The 20,284-nt window shown below is 68.2% G+C and carries 14 protein-coding genes and 5 pseudogenes; 9 read left to right on the plus strand and 10 right to left on the minus strand.

Annotated elements, in window-relative coordinates:
* Positions 1-340: 340 nt before the first annotated feature.
* The 3 genes from ACFY2Z_RS32260 to ACFY2Z_RS32270 form a co-directional block, all read right to left on the minus strand.
* The gene (locus ACFY2Z_RS32260) at positions 341-1,183 is read right to left on the minus strand and encodes an alpha/beta fold hydrolase (RefSeq protein WP_390747603.1); all 843 of its coding nucleotides are present in this window, start codon (positions 1,181-1,183) and stop codon (positions 341-343) included.
* Positions 1,184-1,274: 91 nt separating this feature from the next.
* The gene (locus tag ACFY2Z_RS32265) at positions 1,275-2,138 is read right to left on the minus strand and encodes an SDR family oxidoreductase (RefSeq protein ID WP_390747604.1); all 864 of its coding nucleotides are present in this window, start codon (positions 2,136-2,138) and stop codon (positions 1,275-1,277) included.
* 619 nt (positions 2,139-2,757) lie between these two features.
* The gene (locus ACFY2Z_RS32270) at positions 2,758-3,768 is read right to left on the minus strand and encodes an NADP-dependent oxidoreductase (protein ID WP_390747605.1); all 1,011 of its coding nucleotides are present in this window, start codon (positions 3,766-3,768) and stop codon (positions 2,758-2,760) included.
* A gap of 109 nt (positions 3,769-3,877) precedes the next feature.
* Here ACFY2Z_RS32270 and ACFY2Z_RS32275 point away from each other — a divergent pair, with 109 nt between their 5' ends.
* Positions 3,878-4,471 (plus strand): TetR/AcrR family transcriptional regulator, encoded by a 594-nt coding sequence (locus tag ACFY2Z_RS32275; protein WP_390747606.1) that lies wholly within the window; start codon positions 3,878-3,880, stop codon positions 4,469-4,471.
* 289 nt (positions 4,472-4,760) lie between these two features.
* Here the strand turns inward: ACFY2Z_RS32275 and ACFY2Z_RS32280 are convergent, their stop codons facing one another.
* On the minus strand, positions 4,761-5,168 hold the full coding sequence (locus ACFY2Z_RS32280; RefSeq protein WP_390747607.1) for a hypothetical protein: 408 nt from the start codon (positions 5,166-5,168) through the stop codon (positions 4,761-4,763).
* Positions 5,169-5,631: 463 nt separating this feature from the next.
* Between ACFY2Z_RS32280 and ACFY2Z_RS32285 the strand changes: the two genes are divergently transcribed.
* The 4 genes and pseudogenes from ACFY2Z_RS32285 to ACFY2Z_RS32300 all read left to right on the plus strand — a co-directional run.
* Entirely contained in the window at positions 5,632-7,083 is a 1,452-nt protein-coding gene (locus tag ACFY2Z_RS32285; RefSeq protein WP_390747608.1) for an amidase, read from the plus strand.
* Positions 7,084-7,307: 224 nt separating this feature from the next.
* Positions 7,308-7,541: pseudogene (locus tag ACFY2Z_RS32290) on the plus strand (helix-turn-helix domain-containing protein); the annotation flags it as partial.
* 538 nt (positions 7,542-8,079) lie between these two features.
* Complete coding sequence (locus tag ACFY2Z_RS32295) at positions 8,080-9,306, plus strand: IS110 family transposase (protein ID WP_390747686.1); 1,227 nt, start codon at positions 8,080-8,082, stop codon at positions 9,304-9,306.
* A gap of 23 nt (positions 9,307-9,329) precedes the next feature.
* A pseudogene (locus ACFY2Z_RS32300) lies at positions 9,330-9,566 on the plus strand (IS630 family transposase); the annotation flags it as partial.
* Between the two features lie 429 nt (positions 9,567-9,995).
* Here the strand turns inward: ACFY2Z_RS32300 and ACFY2Z_RS32305 are convergent.
* The 4 genes and pseudogenes from ACFY2Z_RS32305 to ACFY2Z_RS32320 form a co-directional block, all read right to left on the minus strand.
* Entirely contained in the window at positions 9,996-10,595 is a 600-nt protein-coding gene (locus tag ACFY2Z_RS32305) for a beta/gamma crystallin domain-containing protein (RefSeq protein WP_390747609.1), read from the minus strand.
* Between the two features lie 644 nt (positions 10,596-11,239).
* Positions 11,240-11,554 (minus strand): hypothetical protein, encoded by a 315-nt coding sequence (locus ACFY2Z_RS32310; RefSeq protein ID WP_390747610.1) that lies wholly within the window; start codon positions 11,552-11,554, stop codon positions 11,240-11,242.
* 263 nt (positions 11,555-11,817) lie between these two features.
* Positions 11,818-12,996, minus strand: a complete 1,179-nt coding sequence (locus tag ACFY2Z_RS32315; protein ID WP_390747611.1) for a GDSL-type esterase/lipase family protein — start codon at positions 12,994-12,996, stop codon at positions 11,818-11,820.
* A gap of 88 nt (positions 12,997-13,084) precedes the next feature.
* A pseudogene (locus tag ACFY2Z_RS32320) lies at positions 13,085-13,654 on the minus strand (TetR/AcrR family transcriptional regulator).
* A 69-nt stretch (positions 13,655-13,723) separates the two neighbouring features.
* Between ACFY2Z_RS32320 and ACFY2Z_RS32325 the strand changes: the two are divergent.
* Positions 13,724-14,178: pseudogene (locus tag ACFY2Z_RS32325) on the plus strand (FBP domain-containing protein); the annotation flags it as partial.
* 5 nt (positions 14,179-14,183) lie between these two features.
* Here the strand turns inward: ACFY2Z_RS32325 and ACFY2Z_RS32330 are convergent.
* Both ACFY2Z_RS32330 and ACFY2Z_RS32335 read right to left on the minus strand, forming a co-directional pair.
* Positions 14,184-15,085: pseudogene (locus tag ACFY2Z_RS32330) on the minus strand (IS200/IS605 family accessory protein TnpB-related protein); the annotation flags it as partial.
* Between the two features lie 42 nt (positions 15,086-15,127).
* On the minus strand, positions 15,128-16,015 hold the full coding sequence (locus tag ACFY2Z_RS32335) for an SDR family NAD(P)-dependent oxidoreductase (protein WP_390747612.1): 888 nt from the start codon (positions 16,013-16,015) through the stop codon (positions 15,128-15,130).
* A 72-nt stretch (positions 16,016-16,087) separates the two neighbouring features.
* On the opposite strand from ACFY2Z_RS32335, the gene ACFY2Z_RS32340 reads away from it, so the two are divergent.
* The 3 genes from ACFY2Z_RS32340 (at position 16,088) to ACFY2Z_RS32350 (ending at position 19,758) form a co-directional block, all read left to right on the plus strand.
* Positions 16,088-17,029, plus strand: a complete 942-nt coding sequence (locus ACFY2Z_RS32340; protein WP_390747613.1) for a LysR family transcriptional regulator — start codon at positions 16,088-16,090, stop codon at positions 17,027-17,029.
* A 614-nt stretch (positions 17,030-17,643) separates the two neighbouring features.
* Positions 17,644-18,426: an alpha/beta fold hydrolase gene (locus ACFY2Z_RS32345; RefSeq protein WP_390747614.1), complete on the plus strand. Its 783-nt coding sequence runs from the start codon at positions 17,644-17,646 to the stop codon at positions 18,424-18,426.
* A 195-nt stretch (positions 18,427-18,621) separates the two neighbouring features.
* A complete protein-coding gene (locus ACFY2Z_RS32350) occupies positions 18,622-19,758 on the plus strand; it encodes a zinc-binding alcohol dehydrogenase family protein (protein WP_390747615.1) in 1,137 nt (378 codons plus the stop codon).
* Positions 19,759-20,284: the final 526 nt, after the last annotated feature.

The following is a 20,284-nucleotide window of genomic DNA, read 5'->3' on the forward strand; positions in this document are numbered from 1 at the left end:
ATCAAGGAGGCCAATAGCCTCGGCCTGACGCTCCGCTTCGAACCGATCCAAGCCGCCTGACCTGGGCAGCGCACTTCATTTTCGTGTCAGACCCGGGGCGGGCCATCAACTCGCTGGGCTGGTTCCCGCCCGTGCACGGCTCACCTCCGCTCGCGCGGAGAGAAGCGGGTTCCGGGGCTCGTCCGCCTGCGTGTCGGGGTCGGTGTGGGAGGAGTAGATAGCGGCTGACTGTTTCCTGATGAGTCGTCAGCCCAAGACTCTCCGGACTCAAGTACCCCTGGCCTTGCCTCTTTTGCAGTACCTAGGCGAGAAGCCGTGCGCTCGGGTCCTGCGCGTCCGCCTACCGGTGGCCGGAGTCGCGGGCCGCGCTCACGATGAGATCCGCGACCGCCTGGGGGTGGGAGACCAGGGACACGTGCGAGGAGTCGATCTCCACCGTCTTGCGCGCGTGCGCGCGCTTGGCCTCGTACCGCTCGAGGCTCGGGTCTATGGCCCGGTCCTGCTTGCCGACGAGCACATAGACCGGCTTGTCCCGCCAGGCCGCTTCGGTGAGCTTGTCGGCGAACGCCGACTGCGCGATCGGGCGCTGCGTCGATGCCATGACGGACGCCTGTTGCTGTGAGAGGTCCTGGGCAAAGGTCGCGTGGAGCTTGGCGGGCTCGATGTACACGTCGGTGCCCGTCGTGCCGTCGCCGTTGCGGAACGGCACCTGCTTGAACGCCTGGGTGAGCGGAGCTGCCGGGAACTTGCCCGAGAGGCTGGCGAACGACTCCCCCTTGTCCGGCATGATCGCGTTGACGTACACCAGTGCGGTGACGTTGTCGACACCGGCGGCGGCCTGCGAGATCACCTCACCGCCGTAGGAGTGTCCGACGAGAACGATCGGCCCCTTGATGGTCTTCAGGAGGCTGTTCAGGTACGTCGAGTCCTGGGGTATGCCGCGCAGCGTGTTGGGTGGGGCGATGACCCGGTAGCCGTCCCGCTGCAGGCGCTGCGCCACTGCGTTCCAGCTGGAGCCGTCGGCGAATGCTCCGTGCACGAGCACCACGGTCGGTTTCTGGCTCCCCGAAGCCCTGTCGAGATCGTCCGCGGCATGAGCCGGCACCAAGGTCAGGGCGGAGAGCACCGCCACTCCGAGGGCCAGTCCGCCCTTGCCAGATTTCGAGATCCCAGAGACGGTCATGTGTGTCCACTTCCTCGGCGTATATGTCGTCAACTCGGCTGTGAGCGGCTCCAGCGCATCTCGGGCGGGACTGCGGTGGGTTGGGAGGCCGTCAGTCGGCGACGGGAGTTTCAGGTTGCATCTCGTAGGAGTGCTGAATGGCCTGATGCCGGGTCCCGAGGCCATCCGTGACCTTGCGCTCCCAGGGAACCTGCTGGAGTTTCTTGGTCTCTTCGACCATCGATACGGGCTCAAGATTACGAAAACGGTCGACCTCTCCCGCAGCGACGGATGTCAACGTCGCATAGACCGCTTCAGGATCGAACTGCGCTCGGGGGAAGGCGAGCTTTGAGTAGTCGAAGAGCCGCTGGGACGGGTCGTCCTCCCAGCTCTCCCAGGTCTGGAACATGCGGTCGTTGAAGCCGGTCAGGAATGGCCCCGGGTTGACCGTGGCGACCTCGACGTTGTACTCCTGCAGCTCGTAGGCCATGGTTTCGGCGATCGCCTCGACCGCATGCTTGGAAGCGGAGTAGATGCCGGTGAAGGGATTGACGTTCAGGCCCTCCCGGGACGAGACCCATACAATTCTGCCGGCGCCGCGTTTTGCCATCTGCTTGGCGATCCCCTGCGTCAGGAGCAGCGGTCCAGTGACGTTGACCTCGAACTGGTGCCGGACATTCGATGCGGGAATGTCGACTGTTGCGCCTCCTTCGCCGACCCCTGCGTTGTTCACGAGGATTTCCACACCCCAGTTGAGAGCCTTGCGACGATCACCGTCGTTGGTGACATCGAGCTTCTCGACCTGCAGGCTCACCCCTCGCTCGGCCGCCTGCCACTTCAGAGTCTGGACCTGAGCGTAGATCTCCACCGCGGCGATCACGTCGAAGCCCTTTTCCGCCAAGCGCATGGCGGTTTCATGCCCGAATCCGGTGCCCGCTCCGGTGATGAGGACCTTCCTGAGTGCTGCACTCGCCATGTTGATGTGCGTCCTTTCGTGCTGGCCCGGCGGTCATCGCCGCCCTGGCCGCCGAATGCGCTCCACGTGTGGCGGACTGAGGCATCCCGGCACGCTTTCCGTCTATGTGAGCATGCCTTCTCTCACAGGCACCGGCTACTCGGCGAAGAACCTGAGCAGATCGGTGTTGACCTCGTCGGCGTATCTGAGAGGCCCCGAACTCTCAATCCCCCGGCCCATCGCCGCCTCCCGGGGTGCTCGGGCCCAGCCGTGGTCAGGGTCGTGGTCGGGCGTGCTGGTAGGCCGGGCTATCAGAAGTTGCGGAATGCCTTCAGTGGCGACTCGGGATTCACGGGCCGCCACTGGTGAAGGGGACCGACAGCACAGCAGCCACTGCCCTGCCAGGGGCCATGAGGAGGACGACGGAGGGTGCGCGACATCGTCAGTGTGCGCGCCAGTGCCGTCCCCCGTGCGCCGCATGGTCGGTACGCACCGACTGAACGGGCCCTCCCGGTTCGGCGCTACGAGCATCGCGGCCACCTGGCTGGGAGACGTACCCTCGGGGTCTCGGCGTCGGCGTCTCAGCGGTCACGGGTGTCCCGAGGAGGAGCGCCGGACGCGCCTGTGAAGCGGCTCGTTCCTAAGCGACCGTGAGCACGATCTTGCCCTGGATATGCCCTCGGGCGGCGCGTTCGTGCGCCGCTCGGGCATCCGCGAGCGGAAACGTGCTGTCGATCACGACACGAACCGTGCCCGCGTCAAGTAGGCGTCCCAGTCCAGCGAGCTGCGCGCCGTTCGAGCGGACCTGGGTGCCCGAGACCGTGACGCCCAACTTCGCGGTCTCCTCGTCGTCGTATTCGCCGAAGAACACGGGGAACAGGGCGCCGCCGCGCTTGAGCGTGCGCAGGAAGCGACCGCTGTCGCGGCCACCGACAGTGTCGAGAACAAGGTCGACGTCGTGCACGAGCGCCTCAGGACGGCTCTTGGTGTAGTCGATGAACTGGTCGGCGCCGAGATCACGCAGGAGCGATTCATGCGCGCTGGATGCCACCGCGATGACATGTGCACCCTTCCATTTCGCCAGCTGTAGCGCGAGGTGCCCCACGCCGCCCGCGGCACCGTTGATGAGCACCGTCGTGCCGGCGTCGAGTGCCATCGGGTGATGCTGTGCCGCCTGGAAGGGCGAGGGGTGTTCGTGTCCGAGCTCGATCAGGAACTGCCATGCCGTAAGCCCGGCCATAGGCGCCCCGGCGGCGTGCACGTGATCGATGCCGGTCGGCTTGCGTGCGAGGTCCGACGCAGGCGCGGTCACGTACTCGGCGTATGCGCTGCCGTCGAAGCTGGGGAAGCGAAGGAGACCGAAGACTTCATCACCGACGGAGAGGCCGTCCACGTCCGCGGCGACGGCCTCGACGACGCCCGACACGTCCGTCCCCGGAATCACGGGCAAGTCGAACTTCGGCCTCGTCTCCGGAGGTATGTTGCCCAGCCCGTCGCGCAGGTACCAGTCCGGAGGATTGACGCCGACCGCGTGAACGCGAACGAGCACCTCACCCGGCCCCGGCTCGGGAATCGGCACCTCGTCACAGCGCAGCACCTCAGGGCCGCCGTGCTCATGGACCCGGATCGCCCTCATCGTGTGTGTCGACATCATTTTCTCCTGCCCGCGCCACGGATAGACTTACCGGATCAGTGATCCGATAATCCGGACCACTGATCCGAATATATGGACCACTGATCCGAATAGTCAAGAAGGACAGATGCGGGCCGACGCCAGGAAGAACCACGACCACCTACTCGCAGTCGCGGGCGCCGTCATCACCGAGCAAGGCGTCGACGCATCACTGCGCGACATCGCACGCAGGGCCGACGTGGGGCTCGCCACCCTGCTCCGTCACTTCCCGACACGCGAGGCACTGCTCGACGCCCTGCTCCGTACGAGCTTCGATGAGCTGACGACAAGGGCAGCCGCGCTCGAAACGTCCAGCTCGCCCGAAGAGGCGCTGGTGGCGTGGCTGCGCGACTTCGTCGCCTGCGCCCGGGACTATCGCGGCGTCATCACGTCGATGATGACGGCCCTCGAGGACACACAGTCCGCACTTCACGCTTCATGCGTCACGATGCGCGCGGCCGGCATGCGACTCCTGGCCCGCGCTCAGGCTGAGGGCACGGCCCGAACCGACATCGACGGCACCGACCTGTTTGCGCTGGCCGGGTCGCTCGCGTGGCTCGGCGATCAACCCTCACTCGCGCCGCGCGCCGATCACCTCTTCGATGTTGTCACGAGCGCGATTCTGACGAGCGCAGGGAGCAGCGATACCGAGGCGGAACACCGTCCTCGGGCCCGTAGCTGAAACCGTCGCGCGCGGACCGACGGACTCGGCCTCACGCTCGGCAAAGAACGGTTCGACGCCGGTTCGCCAAGGCGGTCAAAGGCACCCGCAACGAGCCGTGCGCTCCCGGAAGCGCACGACCGCCGCCAAGCGGCTCGGCGCCTCGGTCGGCCCCCGACGGCCGGTCCTGCCCACCGCCGTCCTCATCCACCTCCGGCCCATCGGCGTCGCGCAGGGGACGCAGCACACCATCACGTTGACCCGCTTGCGTGCCAAGTCCAACGACCGTCTGGCGAGCGGGTTCTCGCCTTTAGACATCCGTGAGTCCGCGAACCCGCGCGTTGCGCATTTTCGCCTGGATCAACGTGGTCAGTCGGGTCCAGCCAGGCCGCTCGTCTTCTCCGTGGTGGGTGAGCAGTTCGTAGCGGGGCGCGCCGTCGTCGCGGTTCTGGAGGCCGCTCAGCGTGGGCAGCAGTGGGGGGTCGGGGAGGAAGTGGGCCGCCACTTCCTCGGCGAGTTCCTCGATCCGAGGGTCGTCAGGGTCCCAGTTTCCGGCGCTCCGGGTGAGCTTGATCAGGGCGACGTGCCGAGGATCATCGAGGCCGTGCTCGATCTGGGAGAGGCAGCCGTCGAAGCCCTCCGGCATCAGGGCCCTCACCAGGATCAGGGCCTCTCGTGCTGTCGTCACATCGTCGGCGGTGAAGCCGAGCGTGGGCATCCGGTCCAGCAGCCCGAGAGCACGGTCGGGCAGCAGAACCCGGTCGCAGTGGGCGACCCGGTGCCTGTGCCTCTGCCTGTGTCGAGCCCACCGGGTGCTCGCTGGGCACCACTTCTGGCCGTCACACATGCCGCCCGCCTGCACTGCCCGGAGGTGTAGCGCGCACCGGGATGGCGGTGGTGCGCGCCGCCGCCTGCCGATGCAGCGTGCCGCGAGCACCGTGCGTCCCCCCGCGTGCATCCGGTGCGCACCACCGCATCGAGCACCGCGCCATGTGCGCACCGCAGGCGGGCGGGCGTATGTATCACCCACCCCTTTGTCCGGGGTCTGTTCGACGACTGCGGCAAGCGGTCGGGCGAATTGTCTGTGGCCGGAAAGGAACATGATGAGTATTGAGACATCCAACCCCGTTGCGCGAAGCAGCGTTTCGTGACCTGTTCCAGAGGCCCGTACGGTCTGATTCATGGGGTGGAATTTTCAGACGGCCGAAGAACTCGCGGCTGCCTTGCGTGCCGGTGAAGTGACCTCGGCGGAACTGACCGACGAGGCGATCGCCCGTATCGAGCGGGACGACAAGGTGATCAACGCGATCTGTGTGCCGGACTTCGACCGTGCACGGGCCGCCGCGCGCGATGCCGACCAGGCGCGTGCCCGCGGCGAGGACCGGCCGCTGCTCGGCATTCCGGTGACGGTCAAAGAGTCCTACAACATCGGCGGGCTGCCCACGACCTGGGGCATGCCGCAACACCGGGACTATGTGCCGACCGAGGACGCGGTACAGGTGTCGCGGCTCAAGGCCGCCGGCGCGGTGGTGCTCGGCAAGACCAATGTGCCCTTGGGGCTGCAAGATATCCAGAGCTTCAACGAGATCTACGGCACCACCAACAACCCGTGGGACCACGGCCGCACGCCGGGCGGATCCTCCGGCGGATCAGCGGCGGCCCTGGCGTGCGGATTCGGCGCGCTGTCCATCGGCTCCGACATCGCCGGTTCGTTGCGCACCCCCGCGCATTTCTGCGGTGTCTACGCACACAAGCCGACACTCGGGCTGGCGGCCAACCGCGGTATGGTCCCGCCGTCCGCACCGGCCCTGCCGGTCGACCTCGACCTCGCCGTCGTCGGTCCGATGGCGCGCACCGCCCGCGACCTCACGCTCCTGCTCGACGTCATGGCCGGACCGGATCCGTTGACGCTCGGCGTGGCGCACCACTTGAGGCTGCCGCCCGCGCGCCACGAACGGCTCCGCGACTTCCGGGTCTTGGTCCTCGACGAACATCCACTCATTGCAACCGGGTCGGCGGTGCGGGCGGGCGTCAACCGAGTCGCCGACGCGCTTGTCGACGGCGGCGCCCACGTCGAACGGTACAGTCCGCTGCTACCCGATCTGACCGAGGCCGGGACGCTCTACAGCCAGTTGCTGGTTTCGGGCTCCGTCGCACGTTTTCCCGTCGAACCGTACGATCGGCTGCGGACCCGCGCCGCCGGACTGAGCGCGGACGACCAGAGTCTCGACGCGGCACGGCTGCGCGCCATGGTGTTCAGCCACCGCGACTGGCTCCAGGCGAACAACCGCCGCGAACTGCACCGCCACGGCTGGCGGCAACTGTTCGCCGAGTTCGATGCCGTGGTGTGCCCGATCACGCCCACTCCCGCGTTCCCGCACGACCACAACCCCAATCCGCTGGAACGCCGGATCGACATCGACGGCGTCGAGTACCCGTACTTCGACCAGCTCGTCTGGGCCGGCCTGGCCACCATGCCCGGCCTGCCCGCCACCGCCGTACCAGCGGGCCGGGCCTCCGATGGCCTGCCGGTGGGGGCGCAGCTCATCGGCCCGATGTTCGAGGACCGCACCCCACTGCGGCTGGCCGAACTGCTCGAGCAGAGGATCGGCGGCTTCCAGACACCGAAGTAGAACCCCCGTCTGTGCCGGTGGCGGATTACGGCGCCCACATTCTCGGCTTTCGCCACAAGCTTGGGCTTGTAGGTCCGCACGCGCGGCCGGGGTGCGCGGCACGCGGGCCGCTCGTGTGGAACGGACCGTTGGGATTGACTGGTGCTGTGACCGCGTAGGTTCGCCGGGTTGGTGGTCGTGACGGTTGGATGTGCGGTGACGTTCATTCGGCCGCTGGAGGCGCGGTGGCTGAGCCTGTCCGTGTACGCAGATTGACCGACAAGGAGGGGCAGAAGCTGAAGCAGATCGTGCGCCGGGGCAGCACGAGTTCGGTGCCTTACCGGCGGGCGATGATGCTGCTCGCTTCGGCGGTCGGAAACCGGGTGCCGGTGATCGCCCGGCTGGTCCAGGCCGATGAGGGCACCGTGCGCGACGTGATCCACCGCTTCAACGAGATCGGCCTGGCCTGCCTGGACCCTAATTCGTTGGTAGCGGCACCGGCGCGGCTTCTCGGAGCACTGCCGGACTGTTCGAGTGCGGGACTGTGACGCCTTCCTGGACCCCGGCTGACGAAGCCTTCATTGAGAGCGGCGCATGACCCCGTACTTGTGAGCATTGGGACATGGCGCCTTACGTCTTCCTGGCTTCGAGCCCTCCCGGGAGAGCGGCCCAGGTCCCCGTGCTCGTGGTGGTGGCGGTCGCGTGGACGCCGGGCGGACAACCTATACAAGCCTTGGCCTGCTAGGCCTCTAGGTAGAGCGGTGACGTTCGGCGTCTTCACGGCCGCCACCACCCATGCGGGATCACTCGTTGATGTTGGTGGTACGAGCCCGCTTCACGGTGACCTCTTGACAGTCCCGAGCCGTTGAGCTCCGGGCAAGACCGAGGCCCGTGGCGCGCGCTGGTGTCACGAACGGCTTGTGAGATGTCGGACCGAAGAGTCCTGGAATTAGGGAGCCGCGTGGCCCGCATGCGCTCGTGACCAGCGCAGATACCAGCGCCAAGGGGAGGAACAACTTGATCTACTGCGGTATCGACTGGGCCGAAAAGCATCACGATGTCGCTCTCGTCGACGACACCGGGCAGCTGCTGGCCAAGCGCCGCATCAGCGACGATGCGGTCGGTTACCAGCTGCTGCTGGACCTGCTTGCCGAGTACGGCGACACCGAAGAAGCTCCCATCCCGATCGCGATCGAGACCAGCCGCGGACTGCTGGTTGCCGCCTTGAGGCAGGGCAAACGGAAGGTCTTCGCGGTCAACCCGATGGCCGCTGCCCGATACCGTGACCGGCACGGCGTCTCGCGCAAGAAGTCAGATCCCGGCGACGCCCTTGTCCTGGCGAACATCCTGCGGACCGACATGCCCGTGCACCGCCCGCTGCCGGATGACACCGATCTGGCCCGGGCCATCGCTGTCCTGGCGCGTGCTCAGCAGGACGCCACCTGGAACCGGCAGCAGATCGCCAACCAGCTCCGCTCTCTGCTGCGCGAGTACTACCCCGCTGCCCTGGATGCCTTCGCTGGATGGCAGAACGGCCTGTGCCGCCCCGAAGCCCGCGAACTACTCAAAGTGGCGCCGACGCCGGCCCAGGCCGCGCGGCTCACCCGCGCACAGCTCCGCTCCGCCCTCAAGCGTGCCGGTCGCAGCCGCGGCATCGAAGCAGAGGCCGAGCGGCTCCGCGACATCTTCCGGGGCGACTACGCAAGCCAGCCACGGCTCGTCGAGGAAGCGCTGGGCAAGCAGGCCCTCGCCCTCCTACGTCAGTTGGAAGCCGCCTGCCTCGCGGCCGACGAACTCACCGAGGCGGTCGAGGCGTCTTTTCTCCAACACAGGGACGCGGAGGTGATCTTGAGCTTCCCCGGCCTCGGCGTTCAGCTCGGTGCCCGGGTACTCGCCGAGATCGGAGACGACCGTCAGCGGTTCGCCGACTCCCGCGGCATGAAGGCTTACGCGGGATCCGCCCCCGTCACCCGCGCATCCGGGAAGAAACACCATGTCGGACGTCGCATGGTCAAGAATGACCGGCTCAACCACGCCGGCTATCTGTGGGCCTTCTCCGCCCTGCGGTCCTCACCCGGAGCAGACGCCCACTACCGTCGCCGACGCGAGCGAGGAGACTGGCATGCAGCTGCCCAGCGGCACCTGTTCAACCGCATGATCGGGCAGCTCTACCACTGCCTCCAGACCGGCGAACTGTTCGACGAGCACATCGCCTTCCCTTCCCAACTGGCCGCAGCAGCTTGACAACTTGGCATCGTGAGATGTCTCAGTGGGCGGGAAGCCGTCCCCGCCTACTCCCCCCTGACGACGAGGACTTCGTCATCCGGACGGCCACCACCCGCCCCACCAGGCTCGACCAGCCCTTCACCCGCTGGTCGATCCGCAAACTCGCCGCCTCCCTGCGGGAAGTGCACGGACGTGTCATCCGCGTCGGCCGTGAAGCCTTACGGTGGCTGCTCCGGCGACGCGGCATCACCTTCCAGCGCACCAAGACATGGAAGGAATAAAGAACAAGGTCGAGCTGTGCTTAACCCGACCTACGCATCCTGGGCCAACCCGATCGAGGCCCACTTCGGCGCGCTGCGGCAGTTCACCCTGGCCAACTCCCACCACCGCAGCCGCCCCACGCAAACCCAGGTCGGAGGCGGCGCCCGGTCCCGTCGTACACGACCTAGTGGTGTGACCGGGATGGTCCACCGTGATCGGAAGGCGGCTCGCGGGATGAGCGCAGTCGCCTCAGCGACGGCGCAGGGCGGCACTCGGTGGCGTTTGAAGGGCTTCGGGCGATCACTCCCGGCGCACCCGCTCGCGCGGACTGCGCCGGTCGTTGGCCCGCCCTTCATCGAGGCGAAGACGCTGTAGCCGGATTTGCTGTGGGCCTGAACAGGCCAAGGCCGGAGCACGGGATGCTCCGGCCCTGTTGCCGGCGGTGGCTAGGCCTCGGTGAGTTTGAAGGTGAACTGGTTGCGGCCTTCCCGCGAGTACGCAAGGTTCTCGGGAAGGTTCGAGGCGTCGGCGACGTCGATCGACTTGGTGTCGGGGTTCCAGGTGAAGTAGATGGCGCCCACGGCGACGTAGGCACCGGTGTGCTCGTCGCGGACGTAGATGGCTGTGGTGACCGGCGGGCCGTCCTCAGGCATGACGCCGACGAGCCCGTACTCCGGGTCGCCGGAGTAGACGATGGTGTCCCCGACGTCGTAGGAGCTGACCTTCAGACTGTACTTCCCGGCCGGGGCGCCGGTGAGGTCCTGGAGCCGGACCACGACGGGCAGGGTGGTGCTCTCGACGACCTTGAACCGGGTCAGCCCACCGATGTCGGAGATGTCCGGCTGGTCGAGGTCCCATTCCCGGTACTTGCCGGTCTGGTTGCTGTGCTGCCAGGCCAAGATCTTGACCTTTCGGCCGACCTTGACAGATTTGAACTTGTCGTTGAGCTCACCCGGGTGCAGGTTCTCGTCGGTTCCGAGTGCATAGGTGTGGGCGTCGCCCATGTAGTCGGGTCGGGTGTAGAAGGTGACTTCTTGGTCGTTCATGTGCCCCTCTGGTGGCGGTCGCACGATCACGCTTACAACCTAGAGTTACCCTCCGATTACGCACAGCGATCGCAGTGTGTGGTTGTGAAGGGGCAGCACCCCGGGCATACAACGCGCTGGCACACGCCCTCGGAAGCTGTTGTCGCCCCCGGCCGTGCGGTCGATGCGCCGCGTCCAAGTCGCGCGGTACCGGCCAGGGACTTCCCGCCCCCGCCCGGCCGCCGGGTCGTTGATCACGTTGCACCAGGCGGCGTCGCCACACACATGGAGCCGCCAATCGCCTGGCCGGCGTGAGGATCCGTAACGAGAACTCTGCCGGGCGCCGAACGCTGCCGCCCTCTGCTGCCGCCCTGGCACGAGCAAGAAGCAGCGAGCAGCAGGCGCAGCCGGGCAATGGAGCTCAGACCACCCGCAGACAGATGGGGCGTCCGGGCGGGCCGGCGTAGGCCCGGCCGCGATTCCGTGAGGCAGGGTCGACGTCGTCGGTGGGATGCAGCCGGCGACGCCGGTCGACCTCGGTCAGGGTCTGTTGTGCTCCGCATGCCTGGCGAGCCCTTCCACCATGCGCTGCATGAAGCGGGTCAGATACCAACGCCAAAAGGGCCCGGACAGGGGCAACTTGGGCGCAAACCGTGCCGACCAGACTATGTCGCCGCGTAGCTGCGCACCGTCGACCGGCCCGGCACCATGAGTTCCAGCCGCCCGGCCGTCCAGCGGCGCTTGGCCGATGGCCCTCCGGAGCTGACCTGCATGACGGCTTGTCCGGCGGTGCACAGCACGAGGTGCAGGTCGGAGGTCCCGGGCAGCAGCAGGTGCTCGACCTGGCGGGCGTGCACGAAACGCTGCACGAGCAGCGATCGCCAGTTGGCGTCGGTCCAACTGCAAAAACTGCGCCGTATGTATATCGTCATGTCGATATCGCCGTACGGCGCCACATCGAAATCAGGTGAATCGAACATAGCGGGTCCTCAGCGGTATTCGATGGCGACGCGAAGCCCAGCTATATCCTCCCGCCCGTAGAGGTGGTCTTCCAGAGCAACCTGCCATGCAGCCGGGCCCCGCTGCGCGCACACGACCTGGCCGACGCCGGCTTCGGCCAGGCCGCATGACCCGGCTGCGGACAGGGGCCACGGCTGATACGCGCGAGCCGGCTGCGGGCGCATCGCGGGCGTGAACTCCCTGGGCAGCGCGACCATCGCGGTCTGCGTGAGCGTGCTACTGGTCAGCCGGTCCTGGTCGCGAAAGGGCCGCCGTCACCGAACGCGAGCCGCCCGAAGTTCTCGCCGATGCGGCGGTGCCCCGCCGGATCAGGGTGGACCTCGTCGGGCAGCGGGAATTCGGCATAGTCCCTCTCGCCGTAGAGCTCACGGCCGTCGAGGTAGTGCAGGTGCGGGTCGTCAGCCGCCCGCTGTTCGACGATCCGGGCGAGTTCGTCGCGGATGACATTGAGCGTCAGGCGCCCGGCGGCGCGTTCGGCCGGATCGCCCGTGGCCTTGAACCGCAAGGTGCCGCCGTCGAAGTCGGGTGCGAGAGGGCCGGGGGTGTCCTCCTGGACCGGGCACAGGATGGGAGACACGACCAGCAGGGGTGTGGCCGGGTGTCCCTCGCGGATGGTGTCGAGGAAGCCGTGGACCGCGGGGGTGAAGGCGCGCAGACGCATCACGTCCGTGTTGACGACGTTGATGCCGACCTTGACGCTGATCAGGTCCGCGGGTGCGTCCCGCATCGCGCGCGCGGTGAAGGGGTCCAGCAGCGCGCTGCCGCCGAACCCCATGTTGACCAGTTCCACTCCGCCCTGGGCGGCTGCCAGGGCCGGCCAGATGGCGGTCGGATGCGTGGCGTTCGAGCCGTGGCTGATGGAACTGCCGTGGTGCAGCCACACCCTGCGTCCGCTGTCCGGCCTGGGCGCCACGGGGGCGTTGGTGCGCAGGGCGATCAGCTCGGTGATCTCCGTGTGCGGGAGCCAGATCTCGATGTCCTTGTCACCCGTCGGCAGATCGGTGAACCGGGCGGTACCGGCAGGCCCCTCCGACAGTGCGGAGGACTGGGTGACCATGTCGGTGATCGTGCATACGTTACCGCCGACAACCGTGGCCTGGGCCGCGAGACGGCCATCGATCAGCAGGTCGTACACACCGTCCGCCGGGGCCGGAAAACCTCGGTAGACCCGCTTGGTGGGCAGCGTGTCCAGTTCGATCGAGGTGGCCTGGGTACGGAAGACCAACCGCACGCCGGAGGGCTGGGCCTCGGCCATGGCCAGTTGGCTGTCGGGGATCTGGCGGCGCGCTCGGGCGGGCAGTCGATGCGGCAGCAGCCCGTGCGCGGTCGCTTCCACGTCGAGGTGGCCCCGCAGAATGTCCGCCGTGACAGGTGTGGTGATCATGCCGTGCTCAGTGTTCATTGCCTCAACCTGTTGATCAAGATTTCCGGAATGTTCGGATGCGCTGGTGCCGGGCGCGGCGGTCCGCTCCAGCGGTGCGGACGGCTGGTCAGGGTGTGGCCCGGTTTCGCAGTAGAGCGTCGAGGGAGTCCACGATCCAGGCCCAGGACTCCTGCGTGTCGGGGGCGCTGTGCTCGAGGGCCTCCGGCCAGCTCCAGCCTGACGTAGCCGTGGAAGACGCTGCCCAGCATCCGGACGGGGCGTGTCTGGTCTGCCTCCGTCAGGTCGCAGCCGCGCGGGATCGCCCGCGTCATCTGTGCGTGCCGCACCCCGACGCAGGCGGCCGCCGTCTCGGAATCGAGCCGGAGACGCGCGGCGGCGTCGCGACCAGGGTGCTCCCGGGCGTAATCGCGGTAGGCATCCGCGAAGTCCGTCAGGGCGTCCTCGTCGGCCCGCCCGGCCAGGGCATCGGCGACCCGGTCGACGAGTTCCTCCAGGGCGAGCAGGGCAATCCTGGTCTTGAGGTCCTGGGAGTTCTTCACGTGCAGTACGGACTCGTGACCTTGACGTCGAACCGCTGGGCGAGCGCCGAGACGGTCACCTGGTCGGAACCCACCTCGTCGGCCAGGACCGCCCCCGCCAGGGACGGCCGCTCCGGTGTCAGCCCCACTCTGACCATAACCTTCCCCTCCTCCAACGACATACATTATGCATTTACCTAAAGCCTTTAGGCAATGGCCTGCCGCTCATGCGCCCACTGACCGAGCGGTCGATCCGCACCGCCTTCGTGAACTGCACCAAGGGCGAGGCCAGACGCCTGTCGATCCCCCGCGACCTGGCCGAGCGGCCCTGGGACGACCTGGACTTCCTCGGCTGGAGAGACCCCACGCCCCCCAACCGGCCTACCTCGCCACCGGGCTGGACGGCCGCCCGACGGCACTCCCCTGCGCGGCCCCAGCGCCACCTCCTGGCAGACGCGGCGCAGCATGTGCTCGATGTGCATGACCAGCCACACCGGAGGCGTCTCGCTCATGGTTGCCGCCAAGGCCGGGCAGCAGGCAACTCCGTGGGCGCCAATATGGGCAGCGCCCTCGCCTGCCCGCTGTACGTGCGAGGCAAGCAGGACGCGGGCGGCTCCCCGAGTCGCTGCCCCTGGAAGAGAAGCTCCAGCGCACCGTCGCGAACCTCGCCACGTTCATCGCATGGGGCGACAAGGCGTGGCGTTGGGCGAAGCGCAGCAGGCGGATGAGGGCGTGCCGGACCTGGGCGTCGCGGTGGCCGCTGCTGCCGGTGAGGTCGTAGCCGAAGCGGAGCGGTTGGCCGACCGGGTTGCCGTGCTGGTCGAGGCGCCAGGCGGCGAGGTGGTCGGCGTTGGTGTCGACACCGACCATCCCGTTCACGCGGGCCGCCGCAGGGGGCACGACGGCGGCCGGGGGGATCGTCCAGGAAGCGGTGACATACCAGCGGCCGCGCTGCACGTCCTCGTGGATGCGGTAGGCGACGGCCCGATTCGCTGCGGCGCGGTCGCGCCACTGCTCGCCCCGGTGCGCGAACACCACTCGCGCGGCGAGGACGTACCGTCCGCGCGGGGCGTTCGCCTGATGCGCCAGCGGGGCGGGGAGTTCGATGCTGACCTCACCGTCGGGGGTGATGCGGATGGTCTCGTTGCCGTACCGCTTGCCCGACTCGCCGTCGGCCTGGAGGAACCGGCGCCCGGCCTGCCGGCGGGCCCGCCACTCGGCCTCGGTGAGCTGGGCCGCCTGAAGGTGGTGGCGGCTGGTCAGCAGGCGCTTGCTGCCGCGCACCACGTGCACGATGCCGGCCTGCCAATCGCCCGCACCGCCTCAAGCTGGTCCTGGAGGATGTGCAGGCGGCGGGACTTGGCATGTCACTCCCGCCGCGAGCGGTAGCCGCCCGGCGACTTTTTGCTGCCCTTCTCCCCCAACGGGAGGGACAGACGGTGTGCGACCGTGCGCACCCCCGCCTCCGGGGCCTGCACGTGCGCGAGCTGGGCGCGCCGGGCCAGTGCCCACTGGTCGTGGGTGGCCTTCGTGATCGACCCCGCCCACCGGGACGACGACTGCCCGGTCAGCACCCGCTTGCGCTCCAATCCCTTGCCGAGTACCGAGGTGCGTGTGAGCGCCCTGGCCGTTCAGGGCGTGAGCATCCGGTCCTGCTCCACCGGAGGTGTGCCGTCATGCCAGTGCAGGGCCTTGCCGAAGCGGACCAACTCGCCGTAGAGGGCGGGATCGACGTGTTCGGCGAAGACCAGGTCGAGCACGGCCGCGGCGGCCTGGGCCGGCGACTGCGCCTGGCTGTAGTCGCTGAACCAGGGGCGCGAGGTGGCGGTGTCGACCATGCCGGGACACACGGAGGCGATCAGAGTGCCGGTGGCGAGGTCGTGAGCACGGCGTTCCGCGGAGAGCGCGCGGACGGCGGCGACCTGAGCCACCTTCGAGGGCACGTTCAACCAGACCGGCCAGCCCGCCTCCTGCGCGCTCCCGCTGTGGATGGCGCTGCGCCACGACTCCACGGCGTACTCGACCTGCTCCAGGCTCGCGCCGTCGAACCAGTGGTGCAGCCGCGGGTCGAGATGGCCGAGGGTACCCAGGCTGCTGGCCACGACGAGCAGCCGGCCACCCGGACGCAGGGCAGGGCCGAAGGAGCGCAGGATCGCGTGCGTGGCGGTGTTGGAGACGTCGATGAACTCGTCGGCCCGCTCGGCCTGTGACTCCTCGGGCAGCACCCGGGCGACCGCGTTGGAGATGACGACGTCGACCCCTCCGCGCCGAGTGCGAAGGTCCTCGGCAAGACGGGCGATCGCCTCGGTGTCGGTGACGTCCAGGACCCGGCCCTCGACACGGGCGCGGGTACCGGGCAGCCGGCCGACCTCGCGCGCGGCGTCCGTCACTCGCTGCCGGCTGCGGCCGGTGAGCAGGACCAGGTCGTCCGGGTTCATGCGGGCCGCCAGCCCTTCGACTAGAGCGCGGCCGAGTCCTTGGTTGGCGCCGGTGACGAGCGCGATACGGGATGCGTTCATGCCCACCACGCTAGAAACGCGCGCCGCCATGAGTCCAACGAAAGTTCGGCACGGGTAGTATGCGCAAACGTCATGGACTTCACGGATGTGTCACTGACCGCGCTGCGCGTCTTCCGGGCCGTCGCCGAACAGGGAACCTTCACCGCGGCCGCGGCCTCGCTGGGCTACACCCAGTCGGCGGTGTCCCGACAGATCGCGGCGATCGAGCGGGCTGCGGGGGCGGCGCTGCTGGAGCGGCGGCGCGACGGCGCTCGGCTCACCGCGGCCGGCCGCGTCGTCATGCGCCGCGCGACGGTCGTGCTCGACGAGATCGACGCGACCGCGCGCGAACTGTCCGGCCTGCCCGGGCAGGCCGGCACGGTCCGCTTGGGCTGGTTCCCCAGCGCCGGCGCCGTCCTGTTGCCCCGAGCCCTCGCCTCCCTGCGCCGGACGGACCCCGGCCTGCAGGTTGTCGGCCGGGAAGGCAGCACCCCGGCGTTGGTGCGCGCCCTACGGGCCGGCAGTCTCGATCTGGCCCTGCTCGCGTCGGCGCCGCCGTTCCGGCCACCGGACGCCGAGTCGCCCCCACTCGCGCTGCAGACGCTCACCGAACGCGCACTCTGCCTGGCGGTGCCCGCGACCCACCCGCTGGCCCGCGGCGACTTCGTCGACGTGGCCGACCTGCGCGGGCAGCGGTGGATCGCGGGCTCCTCCTCGGGAGAGGACCGGCTGATGGGCGTCTGGCCGGGCCTGGACGAGCGGCCCGAGATCGCCCACACCGTGCGCGACTGGCTCGCCAAGCTCCAGTTGGTCGCCGCAGGCTGCGGACTGACGACCGTGCCCGCCGTCCTCGCTTCCGCCGCGCCACAGGGCGTCCGCGTCCTGCCCGTCCGCGGCGGCCCCCAGGAGCAACGGCGCCTACTCCTGGCCCGCCTTCCCCACCCGCCTGCGGAGCCGGTCACCCGCGTGGCAGCCGCCCTCCGCACGGCGGCCCTCGACGCCGACACACCCGCTCCCTTCTCGCCTCCCTCTTGACTACGGAGCGAGCATGTGCGGCATTTCCCGCACCGGTGCGTTCGACGGCCGCTTCCAACCCCGCACGAACGGGGCGTCGAGGTCCGACACTTGAAGAGCAAGGTGGGTGGATGTCTGCAAAGCTGCCGCATGGACTCGGCATTACCGTGCAGGGCGCCGATCCACCACAGTGCCCTCGTGGAGCCTTGTGGGTCGATGCCGGCAACCGTTTCTGTTGTCGGCGGATGACTACAGCCGGCCACCGACGCGAACGGTCGCTGATCGTTGGACGAGGAGCTCGGGATCGCACGGCGTCGCGCCACCGCGCCGCCGGAGATAAACTGAAGCCGGATGGCCGTAGGGCCTGTGACGCCCGCGTACGCGCGGGCTCATTTCGCGCGTGCCACGAGTTCACACGGTGGCGAGCGAACCGGTCTGCCCATAGGCGCTGTCACTGCGTCCCATAGGCGCTATCACTGCGTCGCCCGCACCACCGTGGTGACATACCCCGCCGCCGACGGGCCGACGCCACCGGCTATTTCGCCGGTCAACGGCAAGAGAGATTCGTCGTCGGCTCCAACTGCACTGGTACGACGGCACAGAACGGTCCTTGAGTCGCGAGAGGGTTCGTGGACATGTTCGACCGTTTCGAAGAGTTCGACATCGCTACCACGGATACGTCGATCCACGGATGCCGTGGCGGCGACGGACCGCCTCTGCTGCTCCTGCACGGTATTCCGGAAACGCATCTGATGTGGCACCGGGTAGCACTCCGCCTCGCAGAGCGCTACACCGTCGTCGCCACCGACTTGCGTGGGTACGGCGACAGCGGCAAGCCGCCCGGTACGGCCGATCACGAGCCCTACAGCATGCGCGCGATCGGCCGTGACCAGCTCAAGGTCATGCAGCATCTGGGCTACGGCAGGTTCGGTGTCGTGGGACACGATCGCGGGGCCTGCTGCGCCTACCGCCTCGCACTGGATCACCCGAATGCTGTTCTCCGGCTCGCCGTCATGGACGTCGTTCCTGTCGGCGACGCGTACAACCGTGCCGACAAGGACTTCAGCCTCCTCTACCGGCAATGGTCCTTCCTCGCCGCGCCGGAACCGGCTCCGGAACAGTTCATCAACGCGGCACCGGCCAACCTGGTCGACTTCATGCTCGACACATGGTCCGAGGTGACGAGCGCTTTCCCAGCCGAGGTGCGCGGGAATACATCGATAAATTCAGCCATCCCGATACGGTGCACGCCATCTGCGAGGAGTTCCGCGCATCCGCAACCTGGGACTACCAGCAGGACGAGGCGGATCGCGGGAAGCGGTGGATCTCCTGCCCTGTGCTCTTTCTCTGGAGTCAGCGCGGCGCGGTCGGCAAACTCTATGGTGACCGCTCGCGATCTGGCAGGAGTGGGCCGATGACGTTCGCGGCGTCCCGGTGCCGGTCGGTCACTTCATTCCAGAAGAGGCGCCGGAGGAAACCACACGCCGGCTGCTGGATTTTCCGCAGTAGTGAGTGGGGGTTCGGCGCGACTGCTCGACGTGCGGGCGGGGGCAGCCGGGAGACCGTCTGGCAGCGAGCGCATCCCTCCTCAAGTGGCCGGGAGAGGGAAGATCATGGAGCAGACTCAGAAGGTTCCGGAGACGTTTCTCGGTGTCGGTTACACAAAGGACCGAGCTGGATTGCCGCTCGAGGCGGTGCGCGTTCCCGTCCCGCAGCCGGCGGCCGGCCAGGTTCTGATCCGCGTCGCCGCCTCCTCGCTCAACCCACTGGAGTACAAGCTGGCCGACCTCAACTTCATGGGCCGGACGCCACCCGTCGCGCTCGGTCTTGATCTCGCCGGCGTGGTGGTCGGCGTGGGCCCTGGTGTGAGTGACGTCGCCGTCGGCGACGCGGTGGCCGCCATGGCCGATTTGAACGGTGACGGAGGCTGGGTCGCAACCGGCGGGAACGGAGACGAAGGCGGCTATGCCCTCGCCCACCGATTCCTCACCGTTCGCAAGCCACCGTCCCTGAGTTTCCGCGATGCGGCGGCGCTTCCGATGTGCTTCCTGTCCGCTTTCGCAGGTCTCTACGGGGCGGTCCAGGCCGGTGACATGGTCTATGTCCCGGGCGGTGGGGGCGGCGTCGGGCATCTCGCCGTGCAGATGGCTGCGCGTGCCCTGGGGGCCGGACTGGTCATCAGCAGTGGCAGCACGCCGCAATCGATCGCGGTGGCCCGGCAGTCCGGCGCCCACCATGTTTTCGACTACAAGCGCGACGACATCGCCGCCGAAATCGCCAAGCTGACCGATGGCCGGGGCGTTGACCTCGTCTTCGACGCCACCTACAACGAGCACAGCTTCGTCGAGACCGCGAAGACCGTCCGACGTGGCGGCAACTGGATCGTGCTCGGCGTCGGCCCGGGGAAGACGACGCGCCTGACCGAAACGCACAGCCCGGTAGATGCGATCCTGGCCCAACGCGGCGCCAGGAACGTAAACGTCAATCTGCTGCGCTACTTCTCCGAGCCCGCCACGCTCGACGGTGAGGCGCGCGCCTTTCTCCAGCGCGGGATGGCTCTGGCGATGGAGTGGGCGGCGCAGGGACTCGTGGTCCCCCACATCGGCCACACCATCGACAGCACCGTCGAGGCAATCAATGAGGGACTGCAGTCGTTGAAAGAGGGCCACGGCGTCGTCGGCAAGGTGGCGGTGATCGTGGATCCCGACCTGGCATACGTCGTGCAGGACACCGAGCCCGCGAAGTCCTGAGTCAGTCACATGGACCGAGCGCCAGGGAGGCGCGCGGCCGTCGGCGACCGCTCTCGTTGACGAAGTTCCCGTAGGCCGTCAAGCAGCTTCGACGGCCTCACCCGACTGAAGGGGCAGGCCCGCGTCTCCCCCGCACCTCGGCGAGGCCGTGCGCGCATACAGGGCCGCCGCCGGCTGCCTCGGCCTGCCCGCACCGGCCAAGCCCGCCCGTACCGACACCCTGCTCCAGGTGCGTCGCTCGCGCTGATCCTGCAGTCCGCCCGCCAGGCCCTGGGTCCGTACGGGCTCAGCCACAGCGGCACAGCACCCGACAGCATCGTCCTCAGCTGTGAAGACGACGACTGCAGCACGTTCCGGCTCCCTCCGCGTCCAAAATTTCTTGGCATGCCCACTTCCATACTAAGCGGCCGCTTGCTATCAACCCAAGGTCTGGCTTCTCACCTCAGGGAGGTCCGTGAGAGCGTCACAAGCACTCGCGGCGATGGTCTCTGCCTCGGCGCAGATCAGCCCGGCGCGCGCTCCTGCA

The organism is Streptomyces sp. NPDC001222 (assembly GCF_042896945.1).
Taxonomy (GTDB): Bacteria; Actinomycetota; Actinomycetes; order Streptomycetales; family Streptomycetaceae; genus Streptomyces; species Streptomyces gibsoniae.

Bases quoted from the DNA above. Each gene is read 5' to 3' on its own strand.
- ACFY2Z_RS32350 (WP_390747615.1), top strand. From the start codon at position 18,622: ATGGAGCAGACTCAGAAGGTTCCGGAGACGTTTCTCGGTGTCGGTTAC.
- ACFY2Z_RS32285 (WP_390747608.1), top strand. From the start codon at position 5,632: ATGGGGTGGAATTTTCAGACGGCCGAAGAACTCGCGGCTGCCTTGCGT.
- ACFY2Z_RS32305 (WP_390747609.1), bottom strand. From the start codon at position 10,595: ATGAACGACCAAGAAGTCACCTTCTACACCCGACCCGACTACATGGGC.
- ACFY2Z_RS32270 (WP_390747605.1), bottom strand. From the start codon at position 3,768: ATGTCGACACACACGATGAGGGCGATCCGGGTCCATGAGCACGGCGGC.
- ACFY2Z_RS32345 (WP_390747614.1), top strand. From the start codon at position 17,644: ATGTTCGACCGTTTCGAAGAGTTCGACATCGCTACCACGGATACGTCG.
- ACFY2Z_RS32315 (WP_390747611.1), bottom strand. From the start codon at position 12,996: ATGAACACTGAGCACGGCATGATCACCACACCTGTCACGGCGGACATT.
- ACFY2Z_RS32265 (WP_390747604.1), bottom strand. From the start codon at position 2,138: ATGGCGAGTGCAGCACTCAGGAAGGTCCTCATCACCGGAGCGGGCACC.
- ACFY2Z_RS32335 (WP_390747612.1), bottom strand. From the start codon at position 16,015: ATGAACGCATCCCGTATCGCGCTCGTCACCGGCGCCAACCAAGGACTC.
- ACFY2Z_RS32275 (WP_390747606.1), top strand. From the start codon at position 3,878: ATGCGGGCCGACGCCAGGAAGAACCACGACCACCTACTCGCAGTCGCG.
- ACFY2Z_RS32280 (WP_390747607.1), bottom strand. From the start codon at position 5,168: ATGCCCACGCTCGGCTTCACCGCCGACGATGTGACGACAGCACGAGAG.
- ACFY2Z_RS32340 (WP_390747613.1), top strand. From the start codon at position 16,088: ATGGACTTCACGGATGTGTCACTGACCGCGCTGCGCGTCTTCCGGGCC.
- ACFY2Z_RS32260 (WP_390747603.1), bottom strand. From the start codon at position 1,183: ATGACCGTCTCTGGGATCTCGAAATCTGGCAAGGGCGGACTGGCCCTC.
- ACFY2Z_RS32310 (WP_390747610.1), bottom strand. From the start codon at position 11,554: ATGTTCGATTCACCTGATTTCGATGTGGCGCCGTACGGCGATATCGAC.